The organism is Mycobacterium sp. NGS17 (assembly GCF_059813205.1).
Genome location: NZ_JCALED010000010.1, coordinates 44,953 through 71,586, shown reverse-complemented (window position 1 = coordinate 71,586; position 26,634 = coordinate 44,953). Strand labels below are relative to the sequence as shown.

33 protein-coding genes are annotated in these 26,634 nt (G+C 66.3%); 14 read left to right on the top strand and 19 right to left on the bottom strand.

What is annotated here, in order from left to right:
• Positions 1–7: 7 nt before the first annotated feature.
• Positions 8–916, bottom strand: a complete 909-nt coding sequence (locus tag AC5Y7E_RS20430) for an alpha/beta fold hydrolase (protein WP_499950545.1) — start codon at positions 914–916, stop codon at positions 8–10.
• A gap of 108 nt (positions 917–1,024) precedes the next feature.
• On the bottom strand, positions 1,025–1,501 hold the full coding sequence (locus tag AC5Y7E_RS20425; RefSeq protein ID WP_499918317.1) for a VOC family protein: 477 nt from the start codon (positions 1,499–1,501) through the stop codon (positions 1,025–1,027).
• Between the two features lie 123 nt (positions 1,502–1,624).
• Here AC5Y7E_RS20425 and AC5Y7E_RS20420 point away from each other — a divergent pair, with 123 nt between their 5' ends.
• The gene (locus tag AC5Y7E_RS20420) at positions 1,625–2,488 is read left to right on the top strand and encodes an alpha/beta fold hydrolase (RefSeq protein ID WP_499950544.1); all 864 of its coding nucleotides are present in this window, start codon (positions 1,625–1,627) and stop codon (positions 2,486–2,488) included.
• Positions 2,489–2,642: 154 nt separating this feature from the next.
• On the opposite strand, the gene gnd is transcribed toward AC5Y7E_RS20420, so the two are convergent.
• Together gnd and AC5Y7E_RS20410 are read right to left on the bottom strand one after the other, a co-directional pair.
• Positions 2,643–3,665, bottom strand: a complete 1,023-nt coding sequence (gnd, locus tag AC5Y7E_RS20415) for a phosphogluconate dehydrogenase (NAD(+)-dependent, decarboxylating) (protein WP_499950543.1) — start codon at positions 3,663–3,665, stop codon at positions 2,643–2,645.
• A gap of 13 nt (positions 3,666–3,678) precedes the next feature.
• Positions 3,679–5,088 (bottom strand): glucose-6-phosphate dehydrogenase, encoded by a 1,410-nt coding sequence (locus AC5Y7E_RS20410; protein ID WP_499950542.1) that lies wholly within the window; start codon positions 5,086–5,088, stop codon positions 3,679–3,681.
• 130 nt (positions 5,089–5,218) lie between these two features.
• Here AC5Y7E_RS20410 and AC5Y7E_RS20405 point away from each other — a divergent pair, with 130 nt between their 5' ends.
• On the top strand, positions 5,219–6,043 hold the full coding sequence (locus AC5Y7E_RS20405; RefSeq protein ID WP_499918321.1) for an adenylate/guanylate cyclase domain-containing protein: 825 nt from the start codon (positions 5,219–5,221) through the stop codon (positions 6,041–6,043).
• Here the strand turns inward: AC5Y7E_RS20405 and AC5Y7E_RS20400 are convergent.
• Positions 6,040–6,204: a hypothetical protein gene (locus AC5Y7E_RS20400; RefSeq protein ID WP_499918322.1), complete on the bottom strand. Its 165-nt coding sequence runs from the start codon at positions 6,202–6,204 to the stop codon at positions 6,040–6,042. The two genes, AC5Y7E_RS20405 and AC5Y7E_RS20400, sit on opposite strands and share 4 nt — an antisense overlap.
• Before the next feature lie 155 nt (positions 6,205–6,359).
• Between AC5Y7E_RS20400 and AC5Y7E_RS20395 the strand changes: the two genes are divergently transcribed.
• Positions 6,360–7,040: a guanylate cyclase gene (locus AC5Y7E_RS20395; protein ID WP_499918989.1), complete on the top strand. Its 681-nt coding sequence runs from the start codon at positions 6,360–6,362 to the stop codon at positions 7,038–7,040.
• Between the two features lie 7 nt (positions 7,041–7,047).
• On the opposite strand, the gene AC5Y7E_RS20390 is transcribed toward AC5Y7E_RS20395, so the two are convergent.
• Together AC5Y7E_RS20390 and AC5Y7E_RS20385 are read right to left on the bottom strand one after the other, a co-directional pair.
• Positions 7,048–7,371 carry a putative quinol monooxygenase gene (locus tag AC5Y7E_RS20390; protein ID WP_499918323.1) on the bottom strand — a complete coding sequence of 108 codons (324 nt, stop codon included), beginning with the start codon at positions 7,369–7,371 and terminating at the stop codon, positions 7,048–7,050.
• A 361-nt stretch (positions 7,372–7,732) separates the two neighbouring features.
• Positions 7,733–8,290, bottom strand: coding sequence for a peptidoglycan endopeptidase (locus AC5Y7E_RS20385; RefSeq protein ID WP_499918324.1), 558 nt, complete (start codon positions 8,288–8,290; stop codon positions 7,733–7,735).
• On the opposite strand from AC5Y7E_RS20385, the gene AC5Y7E_RS20380 reads away from it, so the two are divergent.
• Positions 8,241–8,381 (top strand): hypothetical protein, encoded by a 141-nt coding sequence (locus AC5Y7E_RS20380; protein ID WP_499919064.1) that lies wholly within the window; start codon positions 8,241–8,243, stop codon positions 8,379–8,381. The genes AC5Y7E_RS20385 and AC5Y7E_RS20380 overlap by 50 nt on opposite strands.
• Positions 8,382–8,476: 95 nt before the next feature.
• Here the strand turns inward: AC5Y7E_RS20380 and AC5Y7E_RS20375 are convergent, their stop codons facing one another.
• The 4 genes from AC5Y7E_RS20375 to AC5Y7E_RS20360 form a co-directional block, all read right to left on the bottom strand.
• Complete coding sequence (locus AC5Y7E_RS20375; RefSeq protein WP_499918325.1) at positions 8,477–8,836, bottom strand: hypothetical protein; 360 nt, start codon at positions 8,834–8,836, stop codon at positions 8,477–8,479.
• Positions 8,837–8,899: 63 nt separating this feature from the next.
• Positions 8,900–9,283 carry an Mtp family mycobacterial-type pilin gene (locus AC5Y7E_RS20370; RefSeq protein ID WP_499918326.1) on the bottom strand — a complete coding sequence of 128 codons (384 nt, stop codon included), beginning with the start codon at positions 9,281–9,283 and terminating at the stop codon, positions 8,900–8,902.
• Positions 9,284–9,346: 63 nt separating this feature from the next.
• On the bottom strand, positions 9,347–9,745 hold the full coding sequence (locus tag AC5Y7E_RS20365; protein ID WP_499918327.1) for a VOC family protein: 399 nt from the start codon (positions 9,743–9,745) through the stop codon (positions 9,347–9,349).
• Between the two features lie 112 nt (positions 9,746–9,857).
• Positions 9,858–10,196 (bottom strand): WhiB family transcriptional regulator, encoded by a 339-nt coding sequence (locus AC5Y7E_RS20360; RefSeq protein ID WP_499918328.1) that lies wholly within the window; start codon positions 10,194–10,196, stop codon positions 9,858–9,860.
• 334 nt (positions 10,197–10,530) lie between these two features.
• Between AC5Y7E_RS20360 and AC5Y7E_RS20355 the strand changes: the two genes are divergently transcribed.
• Both AC5Y7E_RS20355 and AC5Y7E_RS20350 read left to right on the top strand, forming a co-directional pair.
• Positions 10,531–11,169, top strand: a complete 639-nt coding sequence (locus AC5Y7E_RS20355; RefSeq protein ID WP_499918329.1) for a methyltransferase domain-containing protein — start codon at positions 10,531–10,533, stop codon at positions 11,167–11,169.
• A 283-nt stretch (positions 11,170–11,452) separates the two neighbouring features.
• Complete coding sequence (locus AC5Y7E_RS20350; protein WP_499918330.1) at positions 11,453–11,953, top strand: nitroreductase/quinone reductase family protein; 501 nt, start codon at positions 11,453–11,455, stop codon at positions 11,951–11,953.
• Positions 11,954–12,002: 49 nt separating this feature from the next.
• Here the strand turns inward: AC5Y7E_RS20350 and AC5Y7E_RS20345 are convergent, their stop codons facing one another.
• The 4 genes from AC5Y7E_RS20345 to ychF all read right to left on the bottom strand — a co-directional run bounded on the left by AC5Y7E_RS20345 (position 12,003) and on the right by ychF (position 14,137).
• Entirely contained in the window at positions 12,003–12,233 is a 231-nt protein-coding gene (locus AC5Y7E_RS20345; RefSeq protein ID WP_499950614.1) for a type II toxin-antitoxin system RelE family toxin, read from the bottom strand.
• Between the two features lie 29 nt (positions 12,234–12,262).
• Complete coding sequence (locus tag AC5Y7E_RS20340) at positions 12,263–12,538, bottom strand: type II toxin-antitoxin system Phd/YefM family antitoxin (RefSeq protein ID WP_499918991.1); 276 nt, start codon at positions 12,536–12,538, stop codon at positions 12,263–12,265.
• An 88-nt stretch (positions 12,539–12,626) separates the two neighbouring features.
• Positions 12,627–12,971, bottom strand: a complete 345-nt coding sequence (locus AC5Y7E_RS20335; RefSeq protein WP_499918332.1) for a limonene-1,2-epoxide hydrolase family protein — start codon at positions 12,969–12,971, stop codon at positions 12,627–12,629.
• A gap of 92 nt (positions 12,972–13,063) precedes the next feature.
• Positions 13,064–14,137, bottom strand: a complete 1,074-nt coding sequence (gene ychF, locus AC5Y7E_RS20330) for a redox-regulated ATPase YchF (protein ID WP_499918333.1) — start codon at positions 14,135–14,137, stop codon at positions 13,064–13,066.
• A gap of 140 nt (positions 14,138–14,277) precedes the next feature.
• Between ychF and AC5Y7E_RS20325 the strand changes: the two genes are divergently transcribed.
• Complete coding sequence (locus AC5Y7E_RS20325; RefSeq protein WP_499918334.1) at positions 14,278–15,462, top strand: DUF6542 domain-containing protein; 1,185 nt, start codon at positions 14,278–14,280, stop codon at positions 15,460–15,462.
• 69 nt (positions 15,463–15,531) lie between these two features.
• Here AC5Y7E_RS20325 and AC5Y7E_RS20320 read toward each other — a convergent pair whose 3' ends face one another.
• Positions 15,532–16,542 carry a 4-hydroxy-3-methylbut-2-enyl diphosphate reductase gene (locus AC5Y7E_RS20320; RefSeq protein WP_499950541.1) on the bottom strand — a complete coding sequence of 337 codons (1,011 nt, stop codon included), beginning with the start codon at positions 16,540–16,542 and terminating at the stop codon, positions 15,532–15,534.
• Positions 16,543–16,631: 89 nt separating this feature from the next.
• On the opposite strand from AC5Y7E_RS20320, the gene AC5Y7E_RS20315 reads away from it, so the two are divergent.
• From AC5Y7E_RS20315 to AC5Y7E_RS20300, 4 genes are read left to right on the top strand one after another with little or no spacing between them, the layout of a single operon-like run.
• A complete protein-coding gene (locus AC5Y7E_RS20315) occupies positions 16,632–17,231 on the top strand; it encodes a lipid droplet-associated protein (RefSeq protein ID WP_499950540.1) in 600 nt (199 codons plus the stop codon).
• Positions 17,228–18,484 carry an exodeoxyribonuclease VII large subunit gene (gene xseA / locus AC5Y7E_RS20310; protein WP_499950539.1) on the top strand — a complete coding sequence of 419 codons (1,257 nt, stop codon included), beginning with the start codon at positions 17,228–17,230 and terminating at the stop codon, positions 18,482–18,484. The genes AC5Y7E_RS20315 and xseA overlap by 4 nt, the downstream gene beginning before the upstream one ends.
• Complete coding sequence (locus AC5Y7E_RS20305; protein WP_499950538.1) at positions 18,474–18,743, top strand: exodeoxyribonuclease VII small subunit; 270 nt, start codon at positions 18,474–18,476, stop codon at positions 18,741–18,743. The genes xseA and AC5Y7E_RS20305 overlap by 11 nt, the downstream gene beginning before the upstream one ends.
• A gap of 60 nt (positions 18,744–18,803) precedes the next feature.
• Positions 18,804–19,904, top strand: a complete 1,101-nt coding sequence (locus AC5Y7E_RS20300) for a 3-beta-hydroxysteroid dehydrogenase (RefSeq protein WP_499950537.1) — start codon at positions 18,804–18,806, stop codon at positions 19,902–19,904.
• On the opposite strand, the gene AC5Y7E_RS20295 is transcribed toward AC5Y7E_RS20300, so the two are convergent.
• Genes AC5Y7E_RS20295 through AC5Y7E_RS20285 form a run of 3 tightly spaced genes read right to left on the bottom strand, consistent with a single transcriptional unit; the run spans position 19,901 to position 22,993 of the window.
• Positions 19,901–21,439 carry a carboxylesterase/lipase family protein gene (locus tag AC5Y7E_RS20295; RefSeq protein ID WP_499950536.1) on the bottom strand — a complete coding sequence of 513 codons (1,539 nt, stop codon included), beginning with the start codon at positions 21,437–21,439 and terminating at the stop codon, positions 19,901–19,903. The two genes, AC5Y7E_RS20300 and AC5Y7E_RS20295, sit on opposite strands and share 4 nt — an antisense overlap.
• Positions 21,440–21,464: 25 nt before the next feature.
• Entirely contained in the window at positions 21,465–22,262 is a 798-nt protein-coding gene (locus tag AC5Y7E_RS20290) for a dienelactone hydrolase family protein (RefSeq protein WP_499918341.1), read from the bottom strand.
• 32 nt (positions 22,263–22,294) lie between these two features.
• Complete coding sequence (locus tag AC5Y7E_RS20285) at positions 22,295–22,993, bottom strand: DUF4245 domain-containing protein (RefSeq protein WP_499918342.1); 699 nt, start codon at positions 22,991–22,993, stop codon at positions 22,295–22,297.
• Between the two features lie 55 nt (positions 22,994–23,048).
• Here AC5Y7E_RS20285 and glpX point away from each other — a divergent pair, with 55 nt between their 5' ends.
• Genes glpX through AC5Y7E_RS20270 form a run of 3 tightly spaced genes read left to right on the top strand, consistent with a single transcriptional unit; the run spans position 23,049 to position 26,631 of the window.
• Positions 23,049–24,128 (top strand): class II fructose-bisphosphatase, encoded by a 1,080-nt coding sequence (gene glpX / locus AC5Y7E_RS20280; RefSeq protein ID WP_499918343.1) that lies wholly within the window; start codon positions 23,049–23,051, stop codon positions 24,126–24,128.
• 26 nt (positions 24,129–24,154) lie between these two features.
• The gene (locus tag AC5Y7E_RS20275) at positions 24,155–25,561 is read left to right on the top strand and encodes a class II fumarate hydratase (protein ID WP_499950535.1); all 1,407 of its coding nucleotides are present in this window, start codon (positions 24,155–24,157) and stop codon (positions 25,559–25,561) included.
• Between the two features lie 53 nt (positions 25,562–25,614).
• Positions 25,615–26,631 (top strand): hypothetical protein, encoded by a 1,017-nt coding sequence (locus AC5Y7E_RS20270; protein ID WP_499950534.1) that lies wholly within the window; start codon positions 25,615–25,617, stop codon positions 26,629–26,631.
• The last annotated feature ends 3 nt before the right edge of the window (positions 26,632–26,634 follow it).

Below are 26,634 nucleotides of genomic sequence, written 5' to 3'. Positions count from 1 at the left end.
CACGGTGTCAGCCGGGTGAGCCGATGAACCCGAGCACCAGGTCGGCGACCTTGTCGGGTTGTTGGAGCTGCAGGAAGTGGCCGGCGTGTTCGACGATGGCGACCTCGCTGCCCGCGGGCAGCACCTTTTCCGCCCAGCGCGCGAAAGCCGGTGTCATGCAACCGTCGTCGCGGCCATGCAGGTACAGGCACGGCAGCACGGGTTCTTCGGTCCACAACTGGTTCAGTTGCGCATACTGCGCCGACGGCCGGGTGTTGCGAATGGTGGCGCGGTACGGTCCCAGCGCCGCACGCCAACTCTCCGGCGCCCCGATCGCGGCGTCGACGTGACGCAAATCCTCATCGGCGCGGTAGCCGGGCGACCACCGCCGCCACAGCAACGGCAACACCCAGGATGCGGAACGCTCAGGTAGCCAAGGCAATTGGAAGTACATGATGTACCAGCTGCGAAACACCTGCCGTGCGAGATGGGCGGCCAGCCGGCCGCGCTCGCCCGCGCCACCACTGCGCCTTCGGAACGCCGCCGACGGCGGGACCGACATGATCACCGCCTTGGTGAACGGGCTGTCGGGCATCGCGGCCAGGCCGGTGCCGGCGATCGCGCCCCAGTCGTGGCCGATGATGACGTCGTTCTCGGTGCCGCCCGCCGCCTCGCGCACGCGCAGGGCGTCGTCCATCAGCGCGCCTACCTGATAGCTGCCGTCGGCCGGGATCGACGACGGCGCGTATCCGCGCATGAACGGCGCGACCACCCGCCAGCCCGCCTCGGCGAGCCGGGGGGCGATTTTGCGCCAACCGTAGGGCGTGTCGGGAAAGCCGTGCAGGCACAGCGCGATGGGTCCGCCTTCCGGCCCCCAGGTGAGGGCCTTGAGGCCCCCCGCACGGCCGGTCGCGTCGATCCAGCCCGGTTCAGCCATGTCCACTCCCTGCTCGACGTCTCCGCAGGGATCAACCTAACCTGTGCGGTCCCACGACGCACCGACCCTGGTGGATACGGTGTCAAACCGACACTGTGCGAGCGGTTTTCACCGTTGCAGCGCGGCGGCTCGCTCCAGCTCGGCGACGATGATCTTGCGCATGCCATACATCGCGTTGGTGGCCGCCGCCGCCCGGGTGCGATCGGGATCGCCGATCAGTTCGTAGAGCCGGTCCGGGACAACCTGCCAGCTCACTCCAAAGCGGTCCTTGAGCCAGCCGCATTGCGATTCCTCGCCACCGTCGGTCAGCCGGTCCCAGTAATAGTCGACCTCGTCCTGGTCCTTGCAGTGGATCGTGAAGGACACGGCTTCGTTGAACTGGAAGTGCGGACCGCCGTTGATCCCGATGAAGCGGGCGCCGTCCAGCACGAAGCTGCCGGACAGGACCCGGCCGGGTTCGCCCGGTCCCGCGTCGGTGGTCTGGTTGAAGCCCTCGATGTGGGAGTTGGGGAACACCGAGGTGTAGAACCTGGCGGCGTCCTCCAGGTTGTCGTCAAACCACAACGACGGGGTGATCGATGGCATATCGGTGGCCTCCTTGATGGCTCGTTGGTCTCTGCCCTTAAATAGACCCCGCCACCGACGAAAACTCACCGCCGCGTCCACCCGCGCAACAGTGCTTAACCGGCCTATGTAACGTCAGATCGCATGAATACCGTCAGCAGCGGTCCCGAGACGGTGGAGTTTGCCGGCGCGGGAAAGATCACCCTGGTCGCCGACGAGTGGAACCGTGGCTCCGACGGCGCCGCGCGGCCGAGCATTCTGATGTTGCACGGGGGCGGCCAGAACCGGTTTTCCTGGAAGAACACCGGCCAGAAGCTGGCCGATGAGGGGCTGCACGTGGTGGCGCTGGATTCGCGGGGGCACGGAGACAGCGCTCGTTCTCCCGACGCCGACTACGAAATCGAGACGCTCACGTCCGACGTCATGCGGGTGCTCGACGCGATCGGCCGGCCGGTGACGATCATCGGGGCCAGCATGGGCGGGCTGACCGGCATCCTCGCCGCTCACCGTGCCGGGCCGGCCAAGGTGACCCGACTGGTGCTCGTCGACGTCGTCCCCCGATTCGAAAAGGGCGGCAGCGCCCGCATCCGCGACTTCATGTTCAGCGGCCTCGACGGCTTCGACTCGCTGGAGCAAGCCGCCGACGCCGTCGCCGCCTACCTGCCCTACCGAAGCAAGCCGCGCAGCCCCGAGGGGCTGAAGAAGAATCTGCGCCTGCGCGACGGCCGCTGGTATTGGCACTGGGACCCCGCGTTCATGACCAAGCCCGGCGACGATCCCGAACTGCGCACCGAGAGCTTCGAGCAGGCCGCCAAGAACCTGACCATCCCGGTCTTGCTGATCCGCGGCAAGCTTTCCGACGTGGTGAGCCCCGAGGGCGTTCGGCATTTCCTGGCCACCGTGCCCCGCGCCGAGTTCGTCGAGCTCTCCAATGCCGGGCACACCGCTGCCGGCGACGACAACGACGCCTTCAGCGACGCGGTGGTCGCATTCGTCAATCGGCGCTAGCTGATGGCGGCGACCCGTCCCCCAGCTTCGCGGGGGTACCCCCAGCGCCCGGCGCCGCCGCGCTCGCGATCGCCGCTAGCTGATGGCGGCGACCCGTCCCCCAGCTTCGCGGGGGTACCCCCAGCGCCCGGCGCCGCCGCGCTCGCGATCGCCGCTAGTTCGCCGGCTTCTCGGCGTGGCCGCCGAACTGCTTGCGCATCGCCGAGAGCGCCTTGTTGGCGAAGTCGTCCAGTGAACGCGAAGCGAAGCGGGACTGCAGCGCGGTCGTCAGCACCGGCGAGGGGACGCCCTCGTCGATCGCCGCGATGGCGGTCCACCGGCCCTCCCCGGAGTCGGAGACCCGTCCGGAGAACTCCTTGAGTTCGGGCGATTCGTGCAGCGCGATCGCCGTGAGATCCAGCAACCAAGAGCCGATGACGCTGCCGCGCCGCCACACCTCGGCAACCTCGGGAATGTCGAAGTCGTACTGATAGAACTCGGGGTGCTCCAGCGGAGCGGTTTCCGCGTCACCTTCCTGCACCTGCTTGCCGATGTCGGCGTTGCGCAGAATGTTCAGCCCCTCCGCGAGCGAGGCCATCATGCCGTACTCGATGCCGTTGTGCACCATCTTCACAAAGTGCCCGGCGCCGGAGGGTCCGCAGTGGAGATAGCCCTGTTCCGACCGGGCGACCTCGCCATCGCGTCCGGGCGTGCGGGCCGCGGCGTCGACCCCCGGTGCGACCGTGCTGAAGATCGGCTCGGCGTGCAGGAAGGCCTCGTCGTCGCCGCCGATCATCAGGCAGTAGCCGCGTTCGCGGCCCCACACGCCGCCGCTGGTGCCGCAGTCGAGTAGGTGAATGCCGTTCTCCGACAGCGTTTTCGCGTGGCGAATGTCGTCGCGGTAATAGGAGTTGCCGCCGTCGATGACGATGTCACCCGACTCCAGCGTCTTGGCCAGTTCCTCGATGACACCCGTCGTGATGGTGCCGGCCGGCACCATCACCCAGACAACCCGCGGCGCGGTCAGCGTCTCGGCGAGCTCCTGCAGCGAGCCGACCCCGGTGGTCCTCTCCTCCCCCGCCATCGCCTTGACCGCGTCGGGGTTGTGGTCATAGACCACACATTCGTGTCCGCCCTTGACGACGCGGCGGACGATGTTCGCGCCCATCCGGCCGAGGCCGATCATCCCAAGCTGCATCGTGGGTGTCTCCTTACTGTTCGTTGGGCTTGCTACGCGGCAGCCACGGCTCGTGCCAGCTGTGGTGACCGCGCACCAGCGCCTGTGCGGCCTCGGGTCCCCACGAGCCCTGGTCGTAATGGTGGATGCGGCCCGGCTTGTCCAGCACGGGCTGCACGATTCGCCACGTCTCCTCGATGGCATCTTCGCGGGCGAACAACTGGCGATCTCCGTTGAACGCGGCGTAGAGCAACCGCTCGTACGGCCGGACCGGTTCGCCGAGATCCTCGGCGAACGACGAATCCAGGTGGACGTCGTGCCACGAATCGCCGACCTGAGCCGACAACTGCAGGCGCATCCCGGGATCGGGGTCGATGCGCAGCACGATCTGGTTGCACTCGGGCGGCCGGCGGTTGGGCAGGAACGAAAATCCCGGGACGTGGTGCAGGAACATCCGGACCTCGGTCACCTTCTCCGGCAACGCCTTTCCGGCCCGCAGGAAGATCGGCACCCCCGCCCAGCGCCAGTTGTCGATCTCGGTTCGCAGCGCGATGTAGGTCTCGGTGGTGGAATCCTTTGCCACACCGGCGACATCGGTGTAGCCACGGTACTGTCCCCGGACGCAACGCTCCGGATCCAGCGCCGGCATCGCACGGAAAACCTCGGCCTTCTTGTCGTTCAGGTCGTCGGCGCCCGCGCCGACGGGGGGCTCCATGGCGACCAGGGCAAGCACCTGCAGCAAATGGTTTTGTACGACGTCGCGCAGTGTGCCCACCGCGTCGTAGAACTTGCCGCGGTCTTCGATGCCGAAATCCTCGGCCATGGTGATGTGGATTTCGGAGATGCTGTCGCGGTCCCACAGCTTGGCGAGCCCTTGGTTGGCGAACCGCAGGTATTGCAGCTCTTCGACGGGTTGCTTGCCCAAAAAGTGGTCCACACGCAGGATTTGGTCTTCATCGAGCACCGCGCGCAGCCGCTCGTTGAGGTCGCGCGCCGAGTCCAGGTCGTGGCCGAACGGCTTTTCGACCGCCACCCGGGCGTGCTCCAGCAGGTCGGCTTTGGCCAGACTTTCCACGATGGGGGCAAACAAGGCCGGCGGCATCTCGAGGTAGTAGAGCGGATGGGAGTCCGCAGGGATCTTCTTGGCGAGTTGTTTGTAGAGACCGGCGTCGGTGACGTCGCCGTGCAGGTAAGACAGCCGCTCCGCCAGTCGGTCGAAGACGGCTTCGTCGAACGCCTCGCCCGATGCCTTGACGGCGTCGCGGGCCCTGTCCTGCAGCTGCTTGATCGTGATGTCGTCACTGGCGACGCCCACGATCGGATGGTTCAGCATGTCGCGGCGCTCGAGCCGGTACAACGCCCGGAACGTCATCTTGCGGGCCAGATCACCGGTGATTCCGAAGATCACCAGCAGGTCAGATGGTTTACTGTCGTCCTCGGCCAAAACCGCTCCTCCCGAAAGTCACCTGATCCGGCTCCTTTGAGATCACTACCCGCGGCTGGCGGAGTCCACACTAGACACTGCCAATAGGGCCGACAACCTGACTGGCCCGCGGTCTTGAAAGGATGGCCGCATGGCTGACCCGCTGCACCTCACGGTCTACATCCTGGCCGGAATTGCCGCGATCGAAGGTGTAGCGCTGATCGTGCTGTGGCGGTTGCTGGTGCGTAGCCAGCAGGAGCTCGACGAGATGCGACAGCGAATCGATGCCCGCACCCAGCTGCTGTCGGGCGGTCGCGAGGCCGTCAAGAGGGTCTGGAATACCGCCAACCTGATGCGCAAGGAAGGTTTCGGTGCGGCGGTGCGCAGCAGCATCGAAGACCTGGCGGACTGGGCCGAAGTCGAGCGACCCGACCTCGCCCGCGTCACCCCGGACGGCCGGGTGGTGATCTTGTTCTCCGACATCGAGGAGTCCACCAAGCTCAACGAGCGGATCGGCGACCGCGCGTGGGTCAAGCTGATCAGCTCGCACGACAAGCTGGTCTCTGAACTGGTGCAGCGGCGGTCCGGTCACGTGGTGAAGAGTCAAGGCGACGGATTCATGATCGCGTTCGCTCGCGCCGAACAAGCGGTGCGCTGCGGTATGGATCTGCAGCGCGCGTTACACAGGGAGGCAAACCGCAAGCGGCGCGAGGAGATTCGCGTTCGGATCGGCATCCATATGGGCCGTTCGGTGCGTCGCGGCGATGATCTGTTCGGCCGCAACGTCGCAATGGCCGCCCGCGTCGCGGCACAAGCGGTCGGCGGCCAGATTCTGGTGAGTCAGCCGGTGCGAGACGCGCTTTCCGATTCCGACGGCATTCGGTTCGACGACGGCCGCAATGTGGAGCTGAAGGGATTCTCGGGCACCTACCGGTTGTTCGCCGTCGAGGCCCCGGCCGATTCAGACTCGGACTAAGCGCCTTGCCCGTTGTATTCGGCCAACCGTTGATGCAGGCGGTCCCGGACCTCGTCCGCGGTGTATGCACGTCGTTTGCGTTGGTCGCGAACCACCAGCACGCCCCCGGCGACGACGCCGGCCGCGCCGGCCAGTCCCACCCACTTCCACACATTGCGCATCGCACCAGGCTATGCGCCGCCGAGTCGTTATGCCCCAATTGTGATTGACTTGTGTGCCCGCAACGTACGGTGCCGCATTGAGCGGCTCGTACCGCCGGGCTCACAATTGCGACGACATTGGCGAAAACCGTAACGGCGGACGGGTTTACACGACGATGCTCACCTTGAACCAGGCGCTCGAAGAGACCAGGACCGGTGATCTGTGGCTGTTTCGCGGCGGTTCGGGACCCGACCGCGCCATCCAGACGTTGACCAACAGCCCGGTGAACCATGTCGGCATGACGGTGGCGATCGACGACTTGCCACCGTTGATCTGGCACGCCGAACTGGGTGACAAGCTCGTCGACTTGTGGACCGGAACGAATCACCGCGGCGTGCAACTCAACGACCTTGCGCAATCCGTGCTGCAGTGGTCGCAGCGCTACCACCAACGGTGCTGGCTACGTCAGCTCACTCCGCCGGCCGATCGCGAGCAAGAGAACAAGTTGCTGCGCGTGATCGCGCGGATGGACGGCACCGCGTTCCCCACCACCATGCGCCTGACCGGCCGTTGGCTGCGTGGCCGGCTACCCAACGCGTACGACTGGGTGCGCGGAATCCCGTTGGTGGACAGTAAGGTTCGAGAGTCGATGGAGCGACGCAAAGAGCGCCAGCGGCTCGGCCTGGAAGCGGCGTACTGTGCGGAGACGGTGGCCATCACCTACGAGGAAATGGGCTTGCTCACCACCGAGAAGTACTCGAACTTCTTCGATCCGGGCTCGTTCTGGAGCGGCGACAGGCTTCCGCTCACACCGGGTTACGCCCTGGGCGGCGAAATCGAGATCGCGGTCGGCTAGTCGAGGATTAGCCGACCGCCATTTCACCCATCTTCGACCAGCCCGTGGCATCGATGGTCTGGTTGATGATCTTGGGCGTGGACTTCAGCGCCTGCGGGACCTCTTGGATGAAGCGCTTGAAGTGGTCGCTGTTGACGTGGATGGCGCCGGCCTCGTCGTCGCGGAACGCCTCCACCAAGACGTACTCCGTCGGGTTGTCCAGGCTGCGCGACCACTCGAACCACAGATTGCCTTCCTCGGCCCGGGTCGCCGCGGTGAACGACGCGACTAGGTCTTGCCAGCGGTCGGTCCACTCGGGTTTGGTCTCGAACTTGACGACGATGAAGATCATTGCGGCCCGCCTCGGTTCGCTGGTACCAGTTACGCCCGCCCGATCTCCGCGGGCAGCGCCAGCCTATCCGGCCAGCGGTGGGCGCCGCGGCGGCGTTCCGGCGGCCAACGCCGGGCGTAGTTTGCTTACGTAATGGCTAGAGCAAAGTGTGCTCATGCGTCACAAATGACACATGAGCACACCTTCACCGCACGTCTGATAGTGGCGTAGCTCACAAATCAGCAATTTGCGGCGATATTTCACTTTCGGAAAACATTATCCCCGGCGCCCACAGCACAGGAATGCCTCACCATTATCAGAGTGAGTCTGTGCTGTATTTGTTATTAATTCGCAATTCCTGCGTTCCCGGAATAACGGTATTTCAGGCAACCGGTGGGGGCGGTTCCGCCGGCGCCGCAGCGTCGATCAAAACGGGCGGCGGCGGCGCATCCGGCGCTGGGGGGGCCGGCGCATCCGGCGCAGGCGGCGGCGGAGCGTCAGCCGGGGGCGGCGGAGCGTCCGGCGCGGGTGGCGGAGCGAACAGAGGCGGCGGCGGCGCGCCCTCGTCCGGTGCCATCGGAAGGAACATATGGTGGGTGAATCCGGCCTGGTAGGCGCCCGCACCGCCGATATGCACGCCGCCACGCTCCCCGCTGGAGACGGACGTTCCATCCGGCAGCGTCACCGCGGTGTGGCCACCGTTCCAGCCGATGACTACGGCGTTGGGGGCGGTTCCATATTGGAAGCCGCGCGCCAGTAATGCGCCCTCTTCGTTTCCGGTGTTGAATCGATTACCAAACACGGGCCTGTCAGTCGCTGCATTCGCAATCCACGACGCGAGTCCCGAACAATCGGTACCGGCGGGTGAATCTCCACCCGCAATATACGGCGTGCCGGAGACCTGGCTGATCAGCGACATCAAAGTTGCAATAACGACCATGGGCAGCGAGGCTAGCAATAACAATTATCGTGAACCAAAATTTGTGGCGCACGTCATTCCCCGCACGGCCAATGACCTGCGCCGCACGTAGAGCAAATTGATTACGCCTCGATGAATTTCCCGCAGCTAATACCTGCGCTTCAGGCATGTCGGCTTGGCAGCTTCCGGCAGGGAGCTTCCCAGCGGTTAGGCGGGATCGCCCCCTCGTTCGCTGAGCGCCGTCTCACGGTCGACGTCGGCCTGCTCCCGCTTTGCGCGTGCTCGCAGCCGCTTTCCCTGTTCGTCCACCCGGCGCAGCCGCTCACGTTCGCGCTCCGCGGACGTGCCCTCACGTTCGTCCGCGCGCTGCTCGCGTTCGTCTGCCAGCCTCTCGCGGTCGTCCGCTATTCGCTCACGTTGGTCGGCGACCCGGTCTCTTCTGCCCGCCTGGAATTCGCGTCGTTTGAGTTCGGCCTCGCGCTGGGCGAGGGTCTCTTCGCGCTCATCGAGCTCGTGAGCCCGGCGCTCCAGCTCCGCGGGCGGCTCGGCGCGGTCCTCAATGGCCACAGTTCACCCTAAGCCTTTGGCGATTCGACCCGCCCAGGGCGCACCCGGTGGTGGCAGACCCGGTCAGATCGGCGTCCATACCCCGTTGTTCCAGATTCCCCAGTTGCCGGCGCCGGTCGGATTCCACATCATTTGCGCTCCGGGCGCCCAGGCCGGTTGAGGTGGCTGCGGCGGAGCCCATGGCGGTGGAGGTCCCCAGGGCCCCCAGCCGGCCGGGGCAGACGGTCCGCACGGGTGTTGCCAGTCGTGGCACTGATGCCAGTCCCAGTCCGAGACGTTGCCCCAGGATGGGTTCCATGGATCACCCGGGCACCAGTGACCGGTAGGCGGCGGGGCCGGGGCCGCCTGGGCGACGATGTCGCCGGCAAGACCGAGAGCGGACAGCGCCGCTGCGCCGCCCACCATCACGGTCATCGCCCACCGCACCGCCCGCTTGAAAGTCGCCATCACCTAAGAATTTCCCTCGGCGACCATCCGGGCAAGTAGTAATCGGATTCGAAAGTGCCATGCTCACACTCCGAACTTGGCCCGCGCCTCCTCGGTCACCGGAGTGAACAGGTTGACCAGGTTCCGATCGGGGTCCCGGAACAACAACGCGCGGTTTCCCCACGGCATCGTGGTCGGCGTCGTCACGAACTCGGCCACGTGCTCGCGGAGCCGCTCGTATTCGGAGTCCACATCCTCGACGATGAACTCCACGATGGCGCTGCGGTTGGCCGCGGGCTCGGCCGACCCGGCCCCAAACAACGGAACGGTCTTGTCGCTGCCTATCGCCAGCGTGCCGACCGGCGTCGGGATTTCGGCGAACAGCTCGTTGCCCCAGATCGCGGAGACCCCGGTGACCATCTCGTAGAAACTCACGAGCCGGCTGACGTCGGCGGTGATGATTCTGGTCGAAACGAACTTCATGCGGTCTCCCTCGCGCTTACCCGGTGCGTATCTGAGCACCGAATGCTAAACGCGGGCTCCGACAAGTTCTTGCCGCCAACTCCCGATCTGCCTCCAGCGGGCCGCCCAGCTGCTATCCGACCGAGCCGGCGTTGCGCTTGTCGAAAAACTCCGTCCACGAGGCGACCTGAGGATTTTTCTTGAGCAGAGCCCGGCGCTGGCGCTCGGTCATGCCGCCCCATACGCCGAATTCGACCTTATTGTCGAGCGCCTCGGCCCCGCACTCTCTCATCACCGGGCAGCGACGGCAGATGACCGTAGCCTCACGTTGCTTGGCACCGCGCACAAAGAGTGCGTCCGGATCTGTTCCACGACACAGCGCCTTCGACACCCAAGCGCGGTCGTTCTCGGCCGCCGCGTTTTTTACGAGCGCAAGGTTTGTGGGCCGCGCGGCCCCCTTCTCTGCTGACAACGAGCTATTCCTTCGTCCAGGCCGGCCGCGAAATACGAGACCGCCTCACACCTGTTGCTGGGATGTGTGCCACATCGGCCCGTACGTGTGACTTGACCCATGCCTAAGTTAGGCGAATCGGTATCGATTGCGCAACCAGATTTTGGCACGGTCGTACCTTTTTCAGCTGCCGAGGGTCGCCCAAGATGGTGAACCGAAAGTCGACCACGTCGGACGGCCCCTCGTCACGACCGCTAGACGACATTCATCCACCGACCGGACGCCGTGCCGTCTGCGCTCCCGTCACTTCATCCAAAAAGCCGTGTCGCATCAGTGTCTGCTCTACGGTCGTCAGATGGGCGCCCGCGACGCCGTCATGGCGGGTATCGCCAAGCAGCTCGGCCATCCACGTGGTCTACGCGGACGGCTGGTGGGTGCGGCGCTCAATCGGGGCAACCGGCGCTTCGTGAGCGCGGCCGCGCGAGCGCTGCAACCTGGTGAAGCGTCGACGGTGGCCGATGTCGGGTTCGGTGGCGCAGTCGGGCTGAAATTTCTGCTTGACAGTGTCGGTCCGTCGGGCAGTGTTCATGGCGTCGAGGTGTCGGAGACGATGCTGCGCCAGGCCGCAGGACGCTACCGTCGCGAGATCGCAACCGGGCGGCTGTCGTTGCATTCCGGGTCCATCACGCAGTTACCGTTTTCCGATGGGGCATTAGACGGCGCCATTACCGTCAACACCATCTACTTCGTCGCGGAGCTCGACCAAGCGTTCACAGAGCTTGCCAGGGTGATAAACAGCCGGGGTCGACTCGTCATCGGACTTGCCGACCCCGATGTGATGGCAAAACTGCCATTTACCGGACACGGCTTTCAGCTCCGTCCGGTGGCGGACGTGATCGACACGCTTCGCAGCACCGGTCTCATAGTGGAACACCGTCAGATCAGTGAAGACGACAACGCGCCGCACCTGCTGATCGCCCACGCCGTCGCGTGAAACTTCGTGAACGAGTGTGGAATTCGATCGAGGCTGACTTTCGTCGTCGATCGAGAGGGGCCGCCCCCGCCTGGGAAGCGAGATCAGAATCAGCGTGAAGCGGCTTTGCCACAAGACGCTGTTTGAAAGCGGAATTCGACCCCCTCGCATCGGCTTCCGCCAGTTATCGCTTCGCAGCAGCACCGACTGCGTCGGTGCCAGAGGGTTGACACGGACCCCATCGGGTTATCCACCGCAGGTTGAGGTCCGATCAGCTTCACCCGCCTAGATTCAGGAGTCATCCATGGCCGATCCCGATGCCGCAGCGATGCAAGCGACGCGCGCTAACTGGATCAGTGAGCACCTAGAGATCTACCTGACTTCCCGGGGCGCGCAGGGCCACATCTTCGACCTCACTGCGGTCGGAGGACGTGAGATGACGACGCACTGCTTGATCAGGTGCGTGGGCCGAAAGTCGGGGAAGGCTTACGTCACGCCGTTAATCTACGGCAACTTCGGTGGCGAGATCGTGATCGTCGCATCAAAAGGCGGCGCCGATACGCATCCGGATTGGTATTTGAATATCTTGGCGTCCAAGGCAATCGGTGTGCAGATCGCGACCCAGGCGTTCGAGGCCACCTGGCGCGAGCCCGAAGGCGAAGAGCGTCATCAGGTCTGGGCCTACATGGCGCACCTGTACCCGCCGTACATTACTTGTCAGAAGTTGACGAGCCGCCAGATCCCCCTGGTGATGCTGACGCTCGGAAGACCGATCGACGTGTTCACCGCGCAGGATTCGCAATAACGCGAATGGCGTTGCCGCTACACGTGAACCGGAACTCGACCACGTCGCGTCATCGATAAACGTCACGGCGGTGCCCGATATGGATGACTCTGACGATTACTCGGTCATCGAAAATTTGGTATATGACCCGGAATTCGCCACGCCGGGCGGAATACCTGCCCTCGAGTTGATCGCCAAGGGGCTTGCCAACGCGGTAGGGGTTTTCCGCCAGCGGGCCGCGAATGAACTCCCAACATGCGACAGCGACGGGCTCGGGCAGGTATTCCGTCAGCGCCCGCATCGCAGCCTTGGTCAGCTCGATCCGGTAAGTCACCGAGGCAGCCGCCCGGCGGCGCGCATCTCCTCGGTTACCTCGTCCAGTGAGAAGATCTCGTCGTCTTCCTCAGCCGCTCGCACATCGCGCATCAACTCTTGATCGCTGAGGATGTCGAGCGTTTCCATGATCGAGTCGTAGTCGTCCGCGCTCAGAATCACCGCAGCCCGCCGGCCTTGCCGAGTGACCTCGATCCGCTGATGGGTACGTACCGCTTCATCGACAAGCTTCGATAGGTTCGCTCGAACCTCGGCCAATGGAAGCGTCGTCATGTACAGAATTCTAGCGTGATCCTCGATAACGGCCACGCACTGAACAGTGAACTGAAATTCTATGATCCCCTGACGATCTGCATCGGGATCACGGAACGTCGAAGTAGTCGCGCCAGGCGGTGATCTTGTCGCCCTCTACCTCGAAGGCGCCCATACAACGCGCTGAAATTTTGTTGCCGTCGTAGACCATCTCGTCAATACGCTCGGTCAACACAACGTTGCCGTTGACGGCAATGTTCACAACCCGCAAGTCAGCTGATTCCATTCGTCGGACGTAGCCCTCGACGGCCGCCCTGATTTCGGCGTGTCCGCGGTGAGCGCCCAATGCGACGTTGTCCCAGACACCGTCCCGATGAAAGTGGCCGACGATCTCCTCGACGTCGAGGGCATGCCACGCACTCAACTCAGCGCGTACAACATCTTCTGGCGTCATCGGACCCCCTGAGGTCTCGTCGAGTGCAGGCCAGCGTACCTAGCAGTGTCAGCGCCTGCCGCACTTTTAGCCGGTGCACACAATGCGGCTGACTAGACGTTGAAGCGGAACTCCACCACGTCGCCGTCGGCCATGACGTAGTCCTTGCCCTCCATGCGGACCTTGCCGGCGGCCTTGGCCGCCGCCATCGAGCCGGCGGCAATCAGGTCGTCATAGGAGACGATCTCGGCCTTGATGAAGCCCTTTTCGAAGTCGGTGTGGATCACCCCGGCGGCCTTCGGCGCGGTGTCACCCTGATGAATCACCCACGCGCGCGCCTCTTTTGGGCCCGCCGTCAGATAGGTCTGCAGTTTGAGGGTGTGGAATCCGGCCCGCGCCAACGCATCTAGCCCACGTTCGATTTGGCCGATGGACTCCAGCAGCTCGGCGGCCGACTCGTCGTCCAGCTCTTGCAGTTCGGCCTCGATCTTCGCGTCGAGGAACACGGCATCGGCCGGTGCGACCATGGCCGACAGCTCGGCCTTGCGGGCATCGTCGGTCAGCACGGCTTCGTCGGCGTTGAACACGTACAGAAACGGCTTGGTCGTCATCAGATTCAGTTCGCGCAGCAGCGACGTGTCGGCACCGGCACCGAAGAGCGTCTTGCCGGTGTTGAGCACGGCCTCCGCGGCGACGGCCGCCTCGTGCACGGGCTTGCGGTCCTTGTTGTTGCGGGCCTCCTTCTCCAGCCGCGGGACCGCCTTTTCGAGGGTTTGCAGGTCGGCGAGGATCAGCTCGGTCTCGATCACCTCGATGTCGGAGCCCGGATCGACCTTGCCGTCGACATGCACGACGTCGTCGTCGGCGAACACCCGCACCACCTGGCAGATCGCGTCGCACTCGCGGATGTTGGCCAGGAACTTGTTGCCCAGCCCGGCCCCTTCGGAGGCGCCCTTGACGATTCCGGCGATGTCGACGAACGTCACCGGCGCCGGCACGACCTTCTCGGAATCGAACATCTCGGCCAGCTTGTCCAGCCGAGGGTCGGGCAGCGGGACGACGCCCTCGTTGGGCTCGATCGTCGCGAACGGATAGTTGGCCGCCACCACGTTGTTCCGGGTCAGCGCGTTGAACAAGGTCGACTTGCCGACGTTGGGCAAACCCACAATTCCCAGGCTCAGGCTCACGGGGAACCAAGTCTAGGTGTCTCGGCGCCGGTCGGCGCCGGGGACCGTTGGTCACCGCCGAGGCGCACCCCGGCATGGCACGCCAGGATCCCTACGAGGTATTTACGGGCCTTTCGGCCCATTCCCGGTACGGTCTACATGTGTCAGCACAGCGGGCAAGTTCGACGGTGGAGGGTGCTCACCGGTCGATCCACCCAAACATCCCAGGCGTGCCCTGGTACGCAGCGCTGCTTATCGCCGTCACCGCGACCGCCATCGGCTACGGCATCGACGCTGGTCACAAAGAGCTGACCCACGTCTTCGCCGGCTTCTATATAGCCGGCTGCGTGGCGGCGGTGCTGGCGGTGCGCCAGGACGGCATCTTCACGACGATCATCCAGCCGCCCCTGATCCTGTTCGCCGCGGTCCCGGGCGCCTATTGGCTGTTCCACGACGCCAAGGTCGGCCGCCTCAAAGACCTGCTGATCAACTGCGGCTACCCGCTGATCGAGCGCTTCCCGCTGATGCTGGGCACCGCCGGTGCCGTGCTGGCGATCGGGCTGGCCCGCTGGTATTTCGGAAACGGCTACAAGAAAACCACCACGACGAATGCCTCCGAGGACGCTTCGGGCGGCGCCAGTGTCGACGTCAAGTCCTTCTTCAACGGCATCGTCGCCAAAGCGCAGTCGGCGCTGCAGCCCGATGACGACGCGGAGAACGCCGAAGACACCGCCGGTTCCCGCCGCGGCCGCAGGTCGGGCTCTTCGTCGAGGACCCGCGGCACGACACGCACCACGCGTTCGGCTCGCACCCGCTCCCGGCATTCCCGCGAGTCTTTGGGCGAGGGATCCGAACCGGCCGAGCGGCCCGATCGCGAACGACGCAGCACCCGGCGCGGCGCCGCCTCGGCCCGCGATTATGACGCCACCGAGCCGCCCCGGCGCCCGCGCCGCCGGCCCCGGCCGGACGCCGACCCCGATTCGCGCGGCCAAGCGCCCCGGGAACCCCGTCGCGAACCGCGCACGCGCCGCAATCCCTACGAGCGGCCCACCCCGCGGAGCAGCCGTTTCGACGGTCTCGAGTCCTACGGCGACCGATATGACCCGCCGAGCGGCACCAATTACGGGAGCCGCTACGAGAGCCGCGAGCCGTACCAGCCGTCCTACGAACCGAGGCGCCGGCGGCCCCCGTCAAACGGCTCCAACACGACCCATCACCCCATTTCGCAGGTCCGCTACCGGGGCTCGGGCTCGCAAGACCCGCCGCGCGAGCCACACACCGAGCGCCGCAGCCGCTCGCGGACGCCCGGACGGCCACCGGCGGAGTCGTGGGAGTACGACGTCTAGCGACGATCGCAAGCGCGGCGTAGCCGGGCGTAGCGGGTCGTCACGATCGCCCGAGGCGCCGCGCGGCCCCTAGCGAACGGACCGGATCTCGCGCGGTAGAGCGAACACCAGGGTCTCCTGCGCGGTCGTGACCGGCTGCACCATGTCGAAGCCGCACTCGGCGAGCCGTGCCAGCACGCCCTCCACCAGGACCTCGGGGACCGATGCCCCCGAGGTGACGCCCACGGTGGTGACGCCTTCCAGCCACGCCGGGTCGATGTCGTCGGCCCAGTCGACCAGGTGCGCGGCGGCAGCCCCGCCACCGAGCGCCACTTCGACCAGCCGCACCGAATTCGATGAATTGCGCGACCCGACGACGATCACTAGCTCACACTCGGGCGCCATCGCCTTGACCGCGACCTGCCGGTTCTGGGTTGCGTAGCAAATGTCGTCGCTGGGCGGGTCCTGCAGCTTCGGGAACCGTTGCCGCAGCCGCTCGACGATCTCCATGGTCTCGTCGACCGACAGGGTCGTCTGCGACAGCCACACCACCTTGTTCTCGTCGCGCACCGTCACGTTGTCCACGGCGGCGACCCCGTCGACCAACTGCACGTGGTCGGGCGCCTCACCGGCGGTACCGACGACCTCCTCGTGGCCCTCGTGGCCGATGAGCAAAATGTCGTAGTCGTTGCGCGCGAATCGCCTGGCCTCGTTGTGCACCTTGGTCACCAGCGGGCAGGTCGCGTCGATGGTGTGCAGGTTCCGGTCGGCGGCCGCGGCGTGCACCGTGGGGGCGACACCATGCGCGGAGAACACCACGATCGCGCCCTCGGGGACCTCGTCGGTCTCCTCGACGAACACGGCACCGGCCTTCTCCAGCGTGGTGACGACGTGGCGGTTGTGCACGATCTCGTGACGCACGTAGACCGGTGGGCCGTGCTTTTCCAATGCGCGCTCCACGGTCTCCACGGCCCTGTCCACGCCGGCGCAATAGCCGCGCGGTTCGGCCAGGAGCACTCGCTTACGGACTGGGTCGCCGGCTGCCGATCGCGCTGGTCCTCCCACACGGCCGGGAATCCCCATGTCGATAGTCGGCGGCATGCCGTCCAGGGTACTGACTGCCGACACAGGGTTGCCAGCTCGCGCCGGTGGGCTTGGAGTTAGCCGCCGCTTAGGGCAATCTTGGACCCATGGGCACCGCACCGTATGGAGTTCGGCTGCTGGTCGGCGCGGCAACAGTCGCTGTCGAGGAGACCATCAGGCTGCCGAAAACCATCCTGATGTACCCGATGACACTGGCCAGCCAAGCGGCGCACATCGTGATGCGCTTTCAACAGAACCTCGCCGAGCTGGCAATCAAGGGCGACAGCACCCTCGAATCGATCTTTCCGCCCAAGGACGAGAAGCCGGAATGGGCGACCTTCGACGAGGACATCAACGACGCGATCGACAGCGCCTACCTCCCCGCGCAAGACGGCGGCGAGGGCGAGCGCCGGGCCGAGGGCCGGTTCGCGCTGTACTCGGTGGCCGACGCGCACGAAGATGCCGGCGCGCTGACCACGTCCGCCCGCCAATCCAAGAAGCCGGCCGCCAATGCCTCGGTTCCGCAACCGGAGGTGGTCACCGAGCTGGACTACTCGTCGTTGACGCTGGCGCAGCTGCGCGCCCGTCTGCAATCGCTGAGTGTGGATGACCTCGAAGCCCTGCTGGCCTACGAGCAGGCCACCAAGGGCCGCGCACCGTTCCAGACGCTGCTCGCCAACAGGATCACCCGCGCGAACGCGAAGTGACCCCGGCCGTTACCTCCGAACCGAACTCCGCCGAGAACCCTTTTCCGGTGCGCGCGGTGGCCATTCGGGTCGCGGGCTGGATCGACAAGCTCGGCACCGTCTGGGTCGAGGGCCAGCTTGCCCAGATCTCGATGCGGCAGGACTCCAAAACCGTGTTCATGGTGCTGCGTGACCCGGCCGCCGACATGTCGCTGACCGTGACGTGCCCGCGCGACCTGGTGCTTGCCGCGCCGGTGAAGCTGGCCGAAGGCACGCAGGTGGTGGTGCGCGGCAAGCCGTCGTTCTACACGGGCCGGGGCACATTCTCGTTGCGGCTCACCGAGATTCGCGCTGTCGGTGTGGGCGAGCTGCTGGCCCGCATCGATCGGCTGCGCCGGCTGCTGGATGCCGAGGGGCTCTTCGATCCTCGACTCAAGCGACCGATCCCCTTCTTGCCCAACAAGATCGGATTGATCACCGGCCGGGCCAGCGCCGCCGAACGCGACGTGACCACCGTGGCGGCCGCACGCTGGCCCGGGGTGCGCTTCGCGGTGCGCAACACCGCCGTGCAGGGACCCAATGCCGTCGCCCAGATCGTCGAATCGCTGGGCGAACTCGATCGCGACGCCCAGGTCGACGTGATCGTGATCGCCCGCGGCGGGGGCAGCGTGGAGGACCTGCTGCCGTTCTCCGACGAGACGCTGTGCCGCGCCATCGCGGCGTGCCGCACCCCGGTGATCAGTGCGGTCGGCCACGAACCCGACAACCCGCTGTGCGATCTGGTCGCCGATTTGCGCGCCGCGACCCCCACCGACGCGGCGAAGCGGGTGGTGCCCGATACCGCCGCCGAGCAGCGGCTGATCGACGACCTGCGCCGGCGCAGCGCACACGCGTTACGCAACTGGGTGTCCCGCGAGCAACGGGCGCTGGCCCAGATTCGCAGCCGCCCGGTGCTGGCCGAGCCGCTGGCGGCGTTGACGGCGCGCGCCGACGAGGTTCACCGCGCCCGATCGGCGATCCGGCGTGACATCACCCGGCTGGCCGCCACCGAGACCGAACGCGTCGGCCACCTGAGCGCCAGGCTGGCGACGTTGGGGCCGGCGGCCACGCTGGCCCGCGGTTACGCCATCGTGCAAACCACCGTGCAAGCCATCGGGGCGACGAACCGCGTGCTCCGTTCGGTCGACGACGCACCGGCCGGCACACGGCTGCGGGTGCGGGTGGCCGACGGCGCCGTGGCCGCGGTGAGCGAGGGACGCGGCGATGGCGCGTAAAAGCGACGGCGCGGACGACTCCAGCGCCCCAGCGGAGGGCGAATCGATTACACCTATTAGTCACCTGGCTTATGAGGCGTGCCGGGACGAACTGATCGAAGTCGTGCGGGCGCTCGAGCAGGGTGGCCTAGACTTGGACGAGTCGCTGAAATTGTGGGAAAGAGGCGAACAGCTGGCTAAACGCTGCGAAGAGCACTTAGCTGGCGCCCGCAAGAGAATCGAAGACACGCTGGCGGCCGGCGACACCGACGACACCTGAATTCGGGGTCGCGGAGGGTCGAATTGAGAATTTCTTCCCAAACTGGAACACGTTTCAGTTATGCTTTCGGCCATGGGTGATGCATCACTGACGGCCGAACTCGGCCGCGTCCTGGTCACCGGGGGCTCCGGATTCGTCGGCGCCAACCTGGTGTCCACCTTGCTCGACCGTGGACATCAGGTCCGCTCCTTCGACCGTGCGCCCTCGCCGCTGCCTCCACATCCGCAACTTGAGGTACTGCAGGGCGACATCACCGACACGGCCGTGTGCGCCCAAGCGGTCGACGGCGTAGACACCGTCTTCCACACCGCGGCGATCATCGACCTGATGGGCGGCGCCTCGGTGACCGACGAGTACCGGCAGCGCAGCTTCGGGGTCAACGTCGGGGGAACCGAGAACCTGGTCCGGGCCGGGCAGGCCGCCGGGGTGCAGCGCTTCGTCTACACCTCGTCGAACAGCGTCGTCATGGGCGGCCAGAACATCGCCGGCGGCGACGAGACGCTGCCCTACACCAACCGGTTCAACGACCTCTACACCGAGACAAAGGTGATCGCCGAACGATTCGTACTGGGCCAGAACGGCGTTGACGGCCTGTTGACGTGTGCGATTCGCCCCAGTGGCATCTGGGGCCGCGGCGATCAAACGATGTTCCGCAAGCTGTTCGAAAGCGTGATCGCCGGCCACGTCAAGGTGCTGATCGGGCGCAAGTCGGCCCGGTTGGATAACTCCTACGTGCACAACCTGATTCACGGATTCATCCTGGCGGCGCAACACCTGACGCCCGGCGGCACCGCGCCCGGCCAGGCCTACTTCATCAACGATGCCGAGCCGATCAACATGTTCGAGTTCGCCAGGCCGGTGGTCGAGGCCTGCGGGGAGAAGTGGCCGCGGGTCCGGGTGAACGGCCCCATGGTGCGTGCGGCGATGACGGGTTGGCAGCGGCTGCATTTTCGGTTCGGGATACCGGCGCCGCTGCTCGAGCCGCTCGCCGTCGAGCGGCTGTATCTGGACAATTTCTTCTCGATCGCGAAAGCCTCCCGCGATCTCGGGTATCAACCCCTGTTCAATACCGAGCAGGCCCTGTCGGAATGCCTGTCGTACTACGTCGAGATGTTCGGCGAAATGAAGCGACAGGCCCTGGCGGACAAGGCATCCGCCTAGCGAAAGCTGACCATCTCGCTGCCCCACGCGGCACGGATGTTGGCATCGACGTCGTGCGCCAGGGCGTCACGGCGATCGATGATCAGGCAGGAGCGCTCGTCCGTATACGGCGTCCATTGCGGCTCACCGGTGGGTCCCGCGGGCGTGGCGTTCGCGGCGAAATTGATCCATCGGGTCCGCACCCTCTTGGACACCGCCTTGGCGGACTTGGTGCCGCCCAGCATCAGCGTCGGATCCTTGGGCGCACCGAGATTGCCCCAGACGTAAGGCAATTCGGTGGCATGCGCGGCCCCGATCGTGAGCTTCAGCAATGGGGTGGCGTAATCGAACCGGTACAGATACACCGGTGCCACGCGGGCGTGCCCCTCGGCGAGCCACACCGACGGCATCCGGAAGCCGACGTCCGTCGCGATGCTCAGACTCCTTGCCCGGCGCCGCAATCCCGAATACGTCGCGACGATCTCCTCTTCGGTGGGCAACTGCAGATCGGGTTGTTCGGCGGCGATCTGGTTGAACAACGACGTGATCGCTCTCGGAGTGATCGGCATCAGCGGCGATCTCAGCAACCGGAAGAGCATCGCCTCGTGCTTGTTGGTGCCGATGATCAGCGGGACCGGATGTGAGCGGCCCTCTTGCGCCCGCTTGACCGGGTAGTCGGTCAGAACGTCGCCGTCGACGATCGGGACGAACGCCAGCGTCCCCGGGTTGCGCACCGGCACGTCGTCGAACACCCGTTGCGACGCGGCCAGGATCGCCGCCGTCGGGATCTCCACCAGCCGTTGGGATTCCGACGGGGTGATTCCGAGCCGGTCGAGGAATGCCCTCGCCACCCGCCCCGCACGCTCGCGGTCGTACACCGAAGTGGCCGGCGAGCTTTGCGCGATCGCCCGAGCGAACAGACCTTCGGCCGCGGGGCTGGCCAGCAGCGTGGTGACGATGGCGGCACCCGCCGACTCGCCGAACAGCGTCACCCGCCGCGGATCGCCGCCGAAGGCAGCGATGTTGTCGCGCACCCACTCCAGCGCCGCCAGCACGTCGCGCAGCCCGACGTTCGAGTCGAAACGCGGGCCCGCGATGTCCAACGATGACAGGTCGAGAAAGCCAAGCGCCCCGAGCCGATAGTTGACGGTCACCACCACCACGTCGCCGCGGCTGACCAGTCTGCGGCCGTCGTAGAGCGTCTGGCTGCTCGACCCCAGGACGTAGGCGCCGCCGTGCACCCACACCATCACCGGCTTGGCGTCACCCGGCTTGGTACCAGAGGACGCCCAGACGTTGAGCCGCAGGCAATCTTCACCCTGCGGCGCACCCAAATCTATTGGCAGGTTGGGAAATACCGGTTGCGGGCAGGCCGGCCCGAAGGCGGTGGCATCGGCGACCTCGGCGCACCGCGCGGGCGGTTCGGGCGCGCGGAACCGCAGCTCACCGACGGGCGCGGCCGCATACCGCAGGCCTTTCCACGCCTTGACGCCCTCCTCTTGCCCGCCCCGGACCGGGCCGTAGCTGGTTTCGACCACGAGGTCGTCGATTGCCATGCGCGCGCGAAATCTCCTGAGGGACCTAGAAAAGGCGTTGCGTGAGGAACTCGACCACGCGCTTGCGGGCTTCGTAGGCGGGGTGGCCGTCGACTTCGCGGACCTCGTCGGTGAGCACCGAATGCGCCATCTTGCCGAAGCCGTGCTGATTGCCGGGGCTCGAATCGATGTCGATCACCTCGAAGGCGTCGCCGAGGCGCTCCTTGAGCGTCACGAACCGCTCGCGCGGTACCGCCTTGTCCTCGCTGAACCGCAGCCCCATCGCGCACAGGCCGTCGTTGGCGCACCGATCGGCCACGGCGGCCAGTTCTGATTCGCTCAGGCCGGGATCGCGACGGCGCGCGGCGCCCAGCGGAAACGGGACCGACGGCTGCGAAAGCACCGGCGCCAGCACGCTGTCGTCGACCGCGGCCGCCAGCGCGAACCCGCCGGTGAAGCACTGGCCGATCACGCCGACGCCCTTGCCGGGCGTCGACGCGTTGAGATCACGGGCCAGCGCACGCAGGAACAGCGACACCGGCCGCTGCTTGTTCAACGCGAACGCCGCGAATTCCCTTGCCACACATGCCCGCCCGATCGTACTGGCGATGTAGCCGGCCGTCTTGGCCTTGCCCGGCTCGCCGAACAGAGACGGCATGGCGACGGTGAAGCCGTTGTCTACCAGGTGATTACCCAGGGCTAGCACACCGGGGTGGATTCCGGGAATCTCGGGGATCAGCACCACACCCGGGCCACTGCCCTTGCGGTAGACGTCATGGGTGTATCCCTCACCGCTGAACGGTGCCGCCGACCATCCGGACAGATCAGCCTCTGGTGCAGTCACGTTGACAGGATCCCTTTGCTCGCGCGGGTGAGCTAGCGGCTCGGCAAAGGCGGTTGCGATTGCGTCGCCGACGCCAGCGTACGGAACTGATCGGTGTTTCCGGCGCCGGTTATCGCAATTTGGGTGGCGCCGCCGGGAGCGTTGAGTCGGGTCGTCCATACCGGCTCGGCGTCCGCGCCGTCTTGGCCGGAACCTTGATAGACCACCCAGCTGGTTCCGCTGACATCGACCGCTCCGGTCGGGTAGGCCGACGGGTGGATCGAATTGACGAGCTTGTCCTCGTCGGCGTTGCTCTGGGTCAGGCTCAGATACATCCCGGTCGGACTGATGTAGCCGACGACCGAGATGGGCGCGTTCACCCGTTGACCGCTCGCCGGGTCGGTCCGTCCGCCCTGGATGCCGCCGCGGTGGCCGGAGTTGGCCTGCCAGCCCGCGGGAAGCCGCGGTTGCCGGACCGGAAAGCCGAGCGCGGACGCGTCGGCACGCAGGGCCGCGCCGGCGTCATACGACGGGGCGGGGCCTTGGTGGCTGCCCAGCTGAAAGGAGCACATGCCCAGCATGCCGGCCAGCACAACGCACCCGATGACCAGCGGAATCAGGGACCAGAACATGTCCCGGCCGTCCTGCAACAGCCGGGGCTTCGCCGGCCTGGGAGCGGGTCCGGCCTGCGGAGACGGCGCGCCGGCCACGTTCCCATCGAGCTGGGCATTCAGCGGCGGCTCCTCCGTCATCCCCCAAGTATCCCAGTTCCAGCGGACCGATCCGCTTCTGGGACAATCGACAACCATGACAGTTGAGGGCGACCGCTCGACCGCCGCCGCCGGCCAGGCCTCAGCGCAGGGCCGACCGCGTGGTGAGGCTCCGGACCGCAACCTGGCTTTGGAACTGGTGCGAGTCACCGAGGCCGGCGCCATGGCCGCCGGTCGCTGGGTCGGACGCGGCGACAAAGAGGGCGGCGACGGGGCGGCCGTCGACGCGATGCGCGAGCTGGTCAACACCGTGTCGATGCGCGGCGTCGTCGTCATCGGCGAGGGCGAGAAGGACCACGCTCCGATGCTCTACAACGGCGAGGAGGTCGGCAACGGCGACGGCGCGGAGTGCGACTTCGCCGTGGACCCGATCGACGGCACCACGCTGATGAGCAAGGGCATGCCCAACGCCATCTCGGTGCTGGCGGTGGCCGACCGGGGCGCGATGTTCGACCCGTCGGCGGTGTTCTACATGAACAAGATCGCCGTCGGGCCAGAGGCCGCGCACGTGCTCGACATCACCGCCCCGATCTCCGAGAACATCAAGGCCGTCGCCAAGGTCAAGGCGCTGTCGGTGCGCGACATGACCGTGTGCATCCTGGACCGGCCGCGGCACGCCAAGCTGATCGAGGACGTGCGGACCACCGGGGCGCGGATCCGGCTGATCACCGACGGCGACGTCGCGGGTGCGATCTCGGCCTGCCGGCCGCACTCGGGCACCGACATGCTGGCCGGGATCGGCGGCACGCCGGAAGGCATCATCGCCGCCGCCGCGATCCGCTGCATGGGCGGCGCCATCCAGGCGCAGCTGGCTCCCACGGACGACGACGAACGCCAGAAGGCCATCGACGCGGGCTACGACCTGGATCAGGTGCTGACCACCGAGGACCTGGTGTCCGGCGACAACGTGTTCTTCTGCGCCACCGGGGTCACCAACGGCGATCTGCTCAAGGGCGTGCAGTACTACCCCGGCGGCTGCACCACGCAGTCGATCGTCATGCGGTCCAAGTCGGGAACGGTCCGGATGATCGAGGCCTACCACCGGCTTTCGAAACTCAACGAGTACTCCGCCATCGACTTCACCGGCGACACCTCCGCCGCCTATCCCCTGCCCTGACCGACCGAGAGCGAGGACGCCACTCAATGGCCGCTGACGACACCGAGTACCGCATCGAGCACGACACCATGGGCGAGGTCCGCGTGCCCGCAAAAGCGTTGTGGCGCGCCCAAACCCAACGCGCGGTCGAGAACTTCCCGATCTCGGGTCGCGGCCTGGAGCGCACCCAGATCCGCGCGTTGGGCTTGCTGAAGGGCGCTTGCGCGCAGGTCAACAAGGACCTCGGGCTGCTGGCGCCCGAGAAGGCCGACGCGATCATCGCCGCGGCGGCCGAGATCGCCGACGGCCAGCACGACGACCAGTTCCCCATCGATGTCTTCCAGACCGGTTCGGGCACCAGCTCCAACATGAACACCAACGAGGTGATCGCCAGCATCGCCGCCGCCAACGGTGTCACGGTGCACCCCAACGACGACGTCAACATGTCGCAGTCGTCGAATGACACCTTCCCCACCGCAACCCACATCGCCGCCACCGAGGCCGCCGTGCGTCATCTGATCCCGGCGCTCGAGGTGCTGCACGACGCCCTGGCCGGCAAGGCTCGCGAGTGGCACACCGTGGTCAAGTCGGGCCGTACCCACCTGATGGACGCCGTCCCGGTGACGCTCGGTCAGGAATTCAGCGGATACGCCCGGCAGGTCGAGGCGGGGATCGAACGAGTACGCGCCACGTTGCCGCGGCTGGGTGAACTGGCGATCGGTGGCACCGCGGTCGGCACCGGCCTGAACGCTCCCGACGGTTTCGGCGCGAAGGTGGTCGAAACGCTGGTCGCCTCCACCGGCCTGAGCGAATTGCGCACGGCGGCAAACTCGTTCGAGGCACAGGCGGCGCGCGACGGGCTGGTCGAGGCTTCCGGCGCGCTGCGCACCATCGCGGTGTCGCTGACCAAGATCGCCAACGACGTTCGCTGGATGGGGTCGGGCCCGCTGACCGGCCTCGCCGAGATCCAGCTGCCCGACCTGCAGCCGGGCAGCTCGATCATGCCCGGCAAGGTGAATCCCGTTCTGCCCGAGGCCGTTACGCAGGTCGCCGCGCAAGTGATCGGCAACGATGCCGCCGTCGCGTGGGGCGGTGGCAACGGCGCGTTCGAGCTCAACGTCTACATCCCGATGATGGCCCGCAACGTCCTCGAGTCCTTCAAGCTGCTGACCAACGTGTCGAAGCTGTTCGCCGAGCGTTGCATCACCGGGCTGGCCGCCAACGTCGAACACCTCCGCGAGCTGGCCGAGTCGTCGCCGTCCATCGTGACGCCGCTGAACTCGGCGATCGGCTACGAGGAGGCCGCCGCGGTGGCCAAACAAGCGCTCAAGGAGCGCAAGACGATTCGGCAGACCGTGATCGATCGCGGCCTGATCGGCGACAAGTTGTCGATCGACGAACTCGACCGGCGGCTCGACGTGCTGGCGATGGCCAAGGTCAAGCCCGAAGACTGAACCGGCCGTCATCCGGTGACGGCTGTGGTCGACGAGAGTAAGGGTGGTTTTCCATGACGGCTCCTCCCGGCGGTCCCTACGGCCAGGGACCCTACGGAACCAATCCGTATGGGCAGGACCCGAATTGGGGCGGCCAGCCGCAGGGCGGTACCGGCCCCTACCCGCAAGGCGGTCCGGGACCCTACCCGCCGGGCGGTCCCGGTCCTTACCCGCCGGGCGGTCCATACGCGTACCCGCCGGGTGGCGCGTACCCCTACCCCCCGCCCGGTGGCGCCCCCTACCAGCAATATCCCCAACCCGGACAGCAGTTCCCGCCGGGCGGCCCGGGCGGGCCCTACCCCCCGGGGCCGCCGCCGGGTGGTCGCGGCTCGAAGCTGCCGTGGCTGATCGTCGCCGGTCTGGTCGTGCTCGCGGTCATCGCGCTGGTGGTGACGCTGTTGGTGATGCGAGGCGGCCATGACAACAAGCCGGCCACGGCGCCCTCGACAACGAGCACCTCGGTCTCGCAGCCGAAGAACTCTGCGCAGAACGCGACCGATTGCACCCCGAACGTGTCCGGCGGCGAGATGCCACGGACCGACTCCCTTGCCGCGGGCAAACTTTCGTTCCCGGCCAGCGCCGCGCCGGGCGGGTGGACGGTGTTCTCCGACGACCAGGGCCCGAACCTGATCGGCGGACTGGGAGTTGCCCAGGACGTGCCCGGAGCCAATCAGTGGATGATGACGGCGGAGGTCGCCGTCACCAATTTCGTTCCCAGCATGGACCTTTCGGCCCAAGCCACGAAGTTGATGCAATGCATCGTCGCGGGCCCCGGATACGCGAACGCGCAGCCGACGCTCGGACCGACGAAGTCTTCGTCGATCACCGTCGACGGCACCAAGGCCGTGCGGGTCGACGCCGACGTCACGATCGCCGACCCCAGTCGCAACGTCAAGGGCGATTCGGTCACCATCATCGCCGTCGACACCAAGCCGGTCACCGTCTTCATCGGCAGCACACCCATCGGCGATGCCGCCTCGGCCGATCTCGTCGGCAAAATCATTGCCGCGCTGAAGGTCTCCAAGCCCTGACGC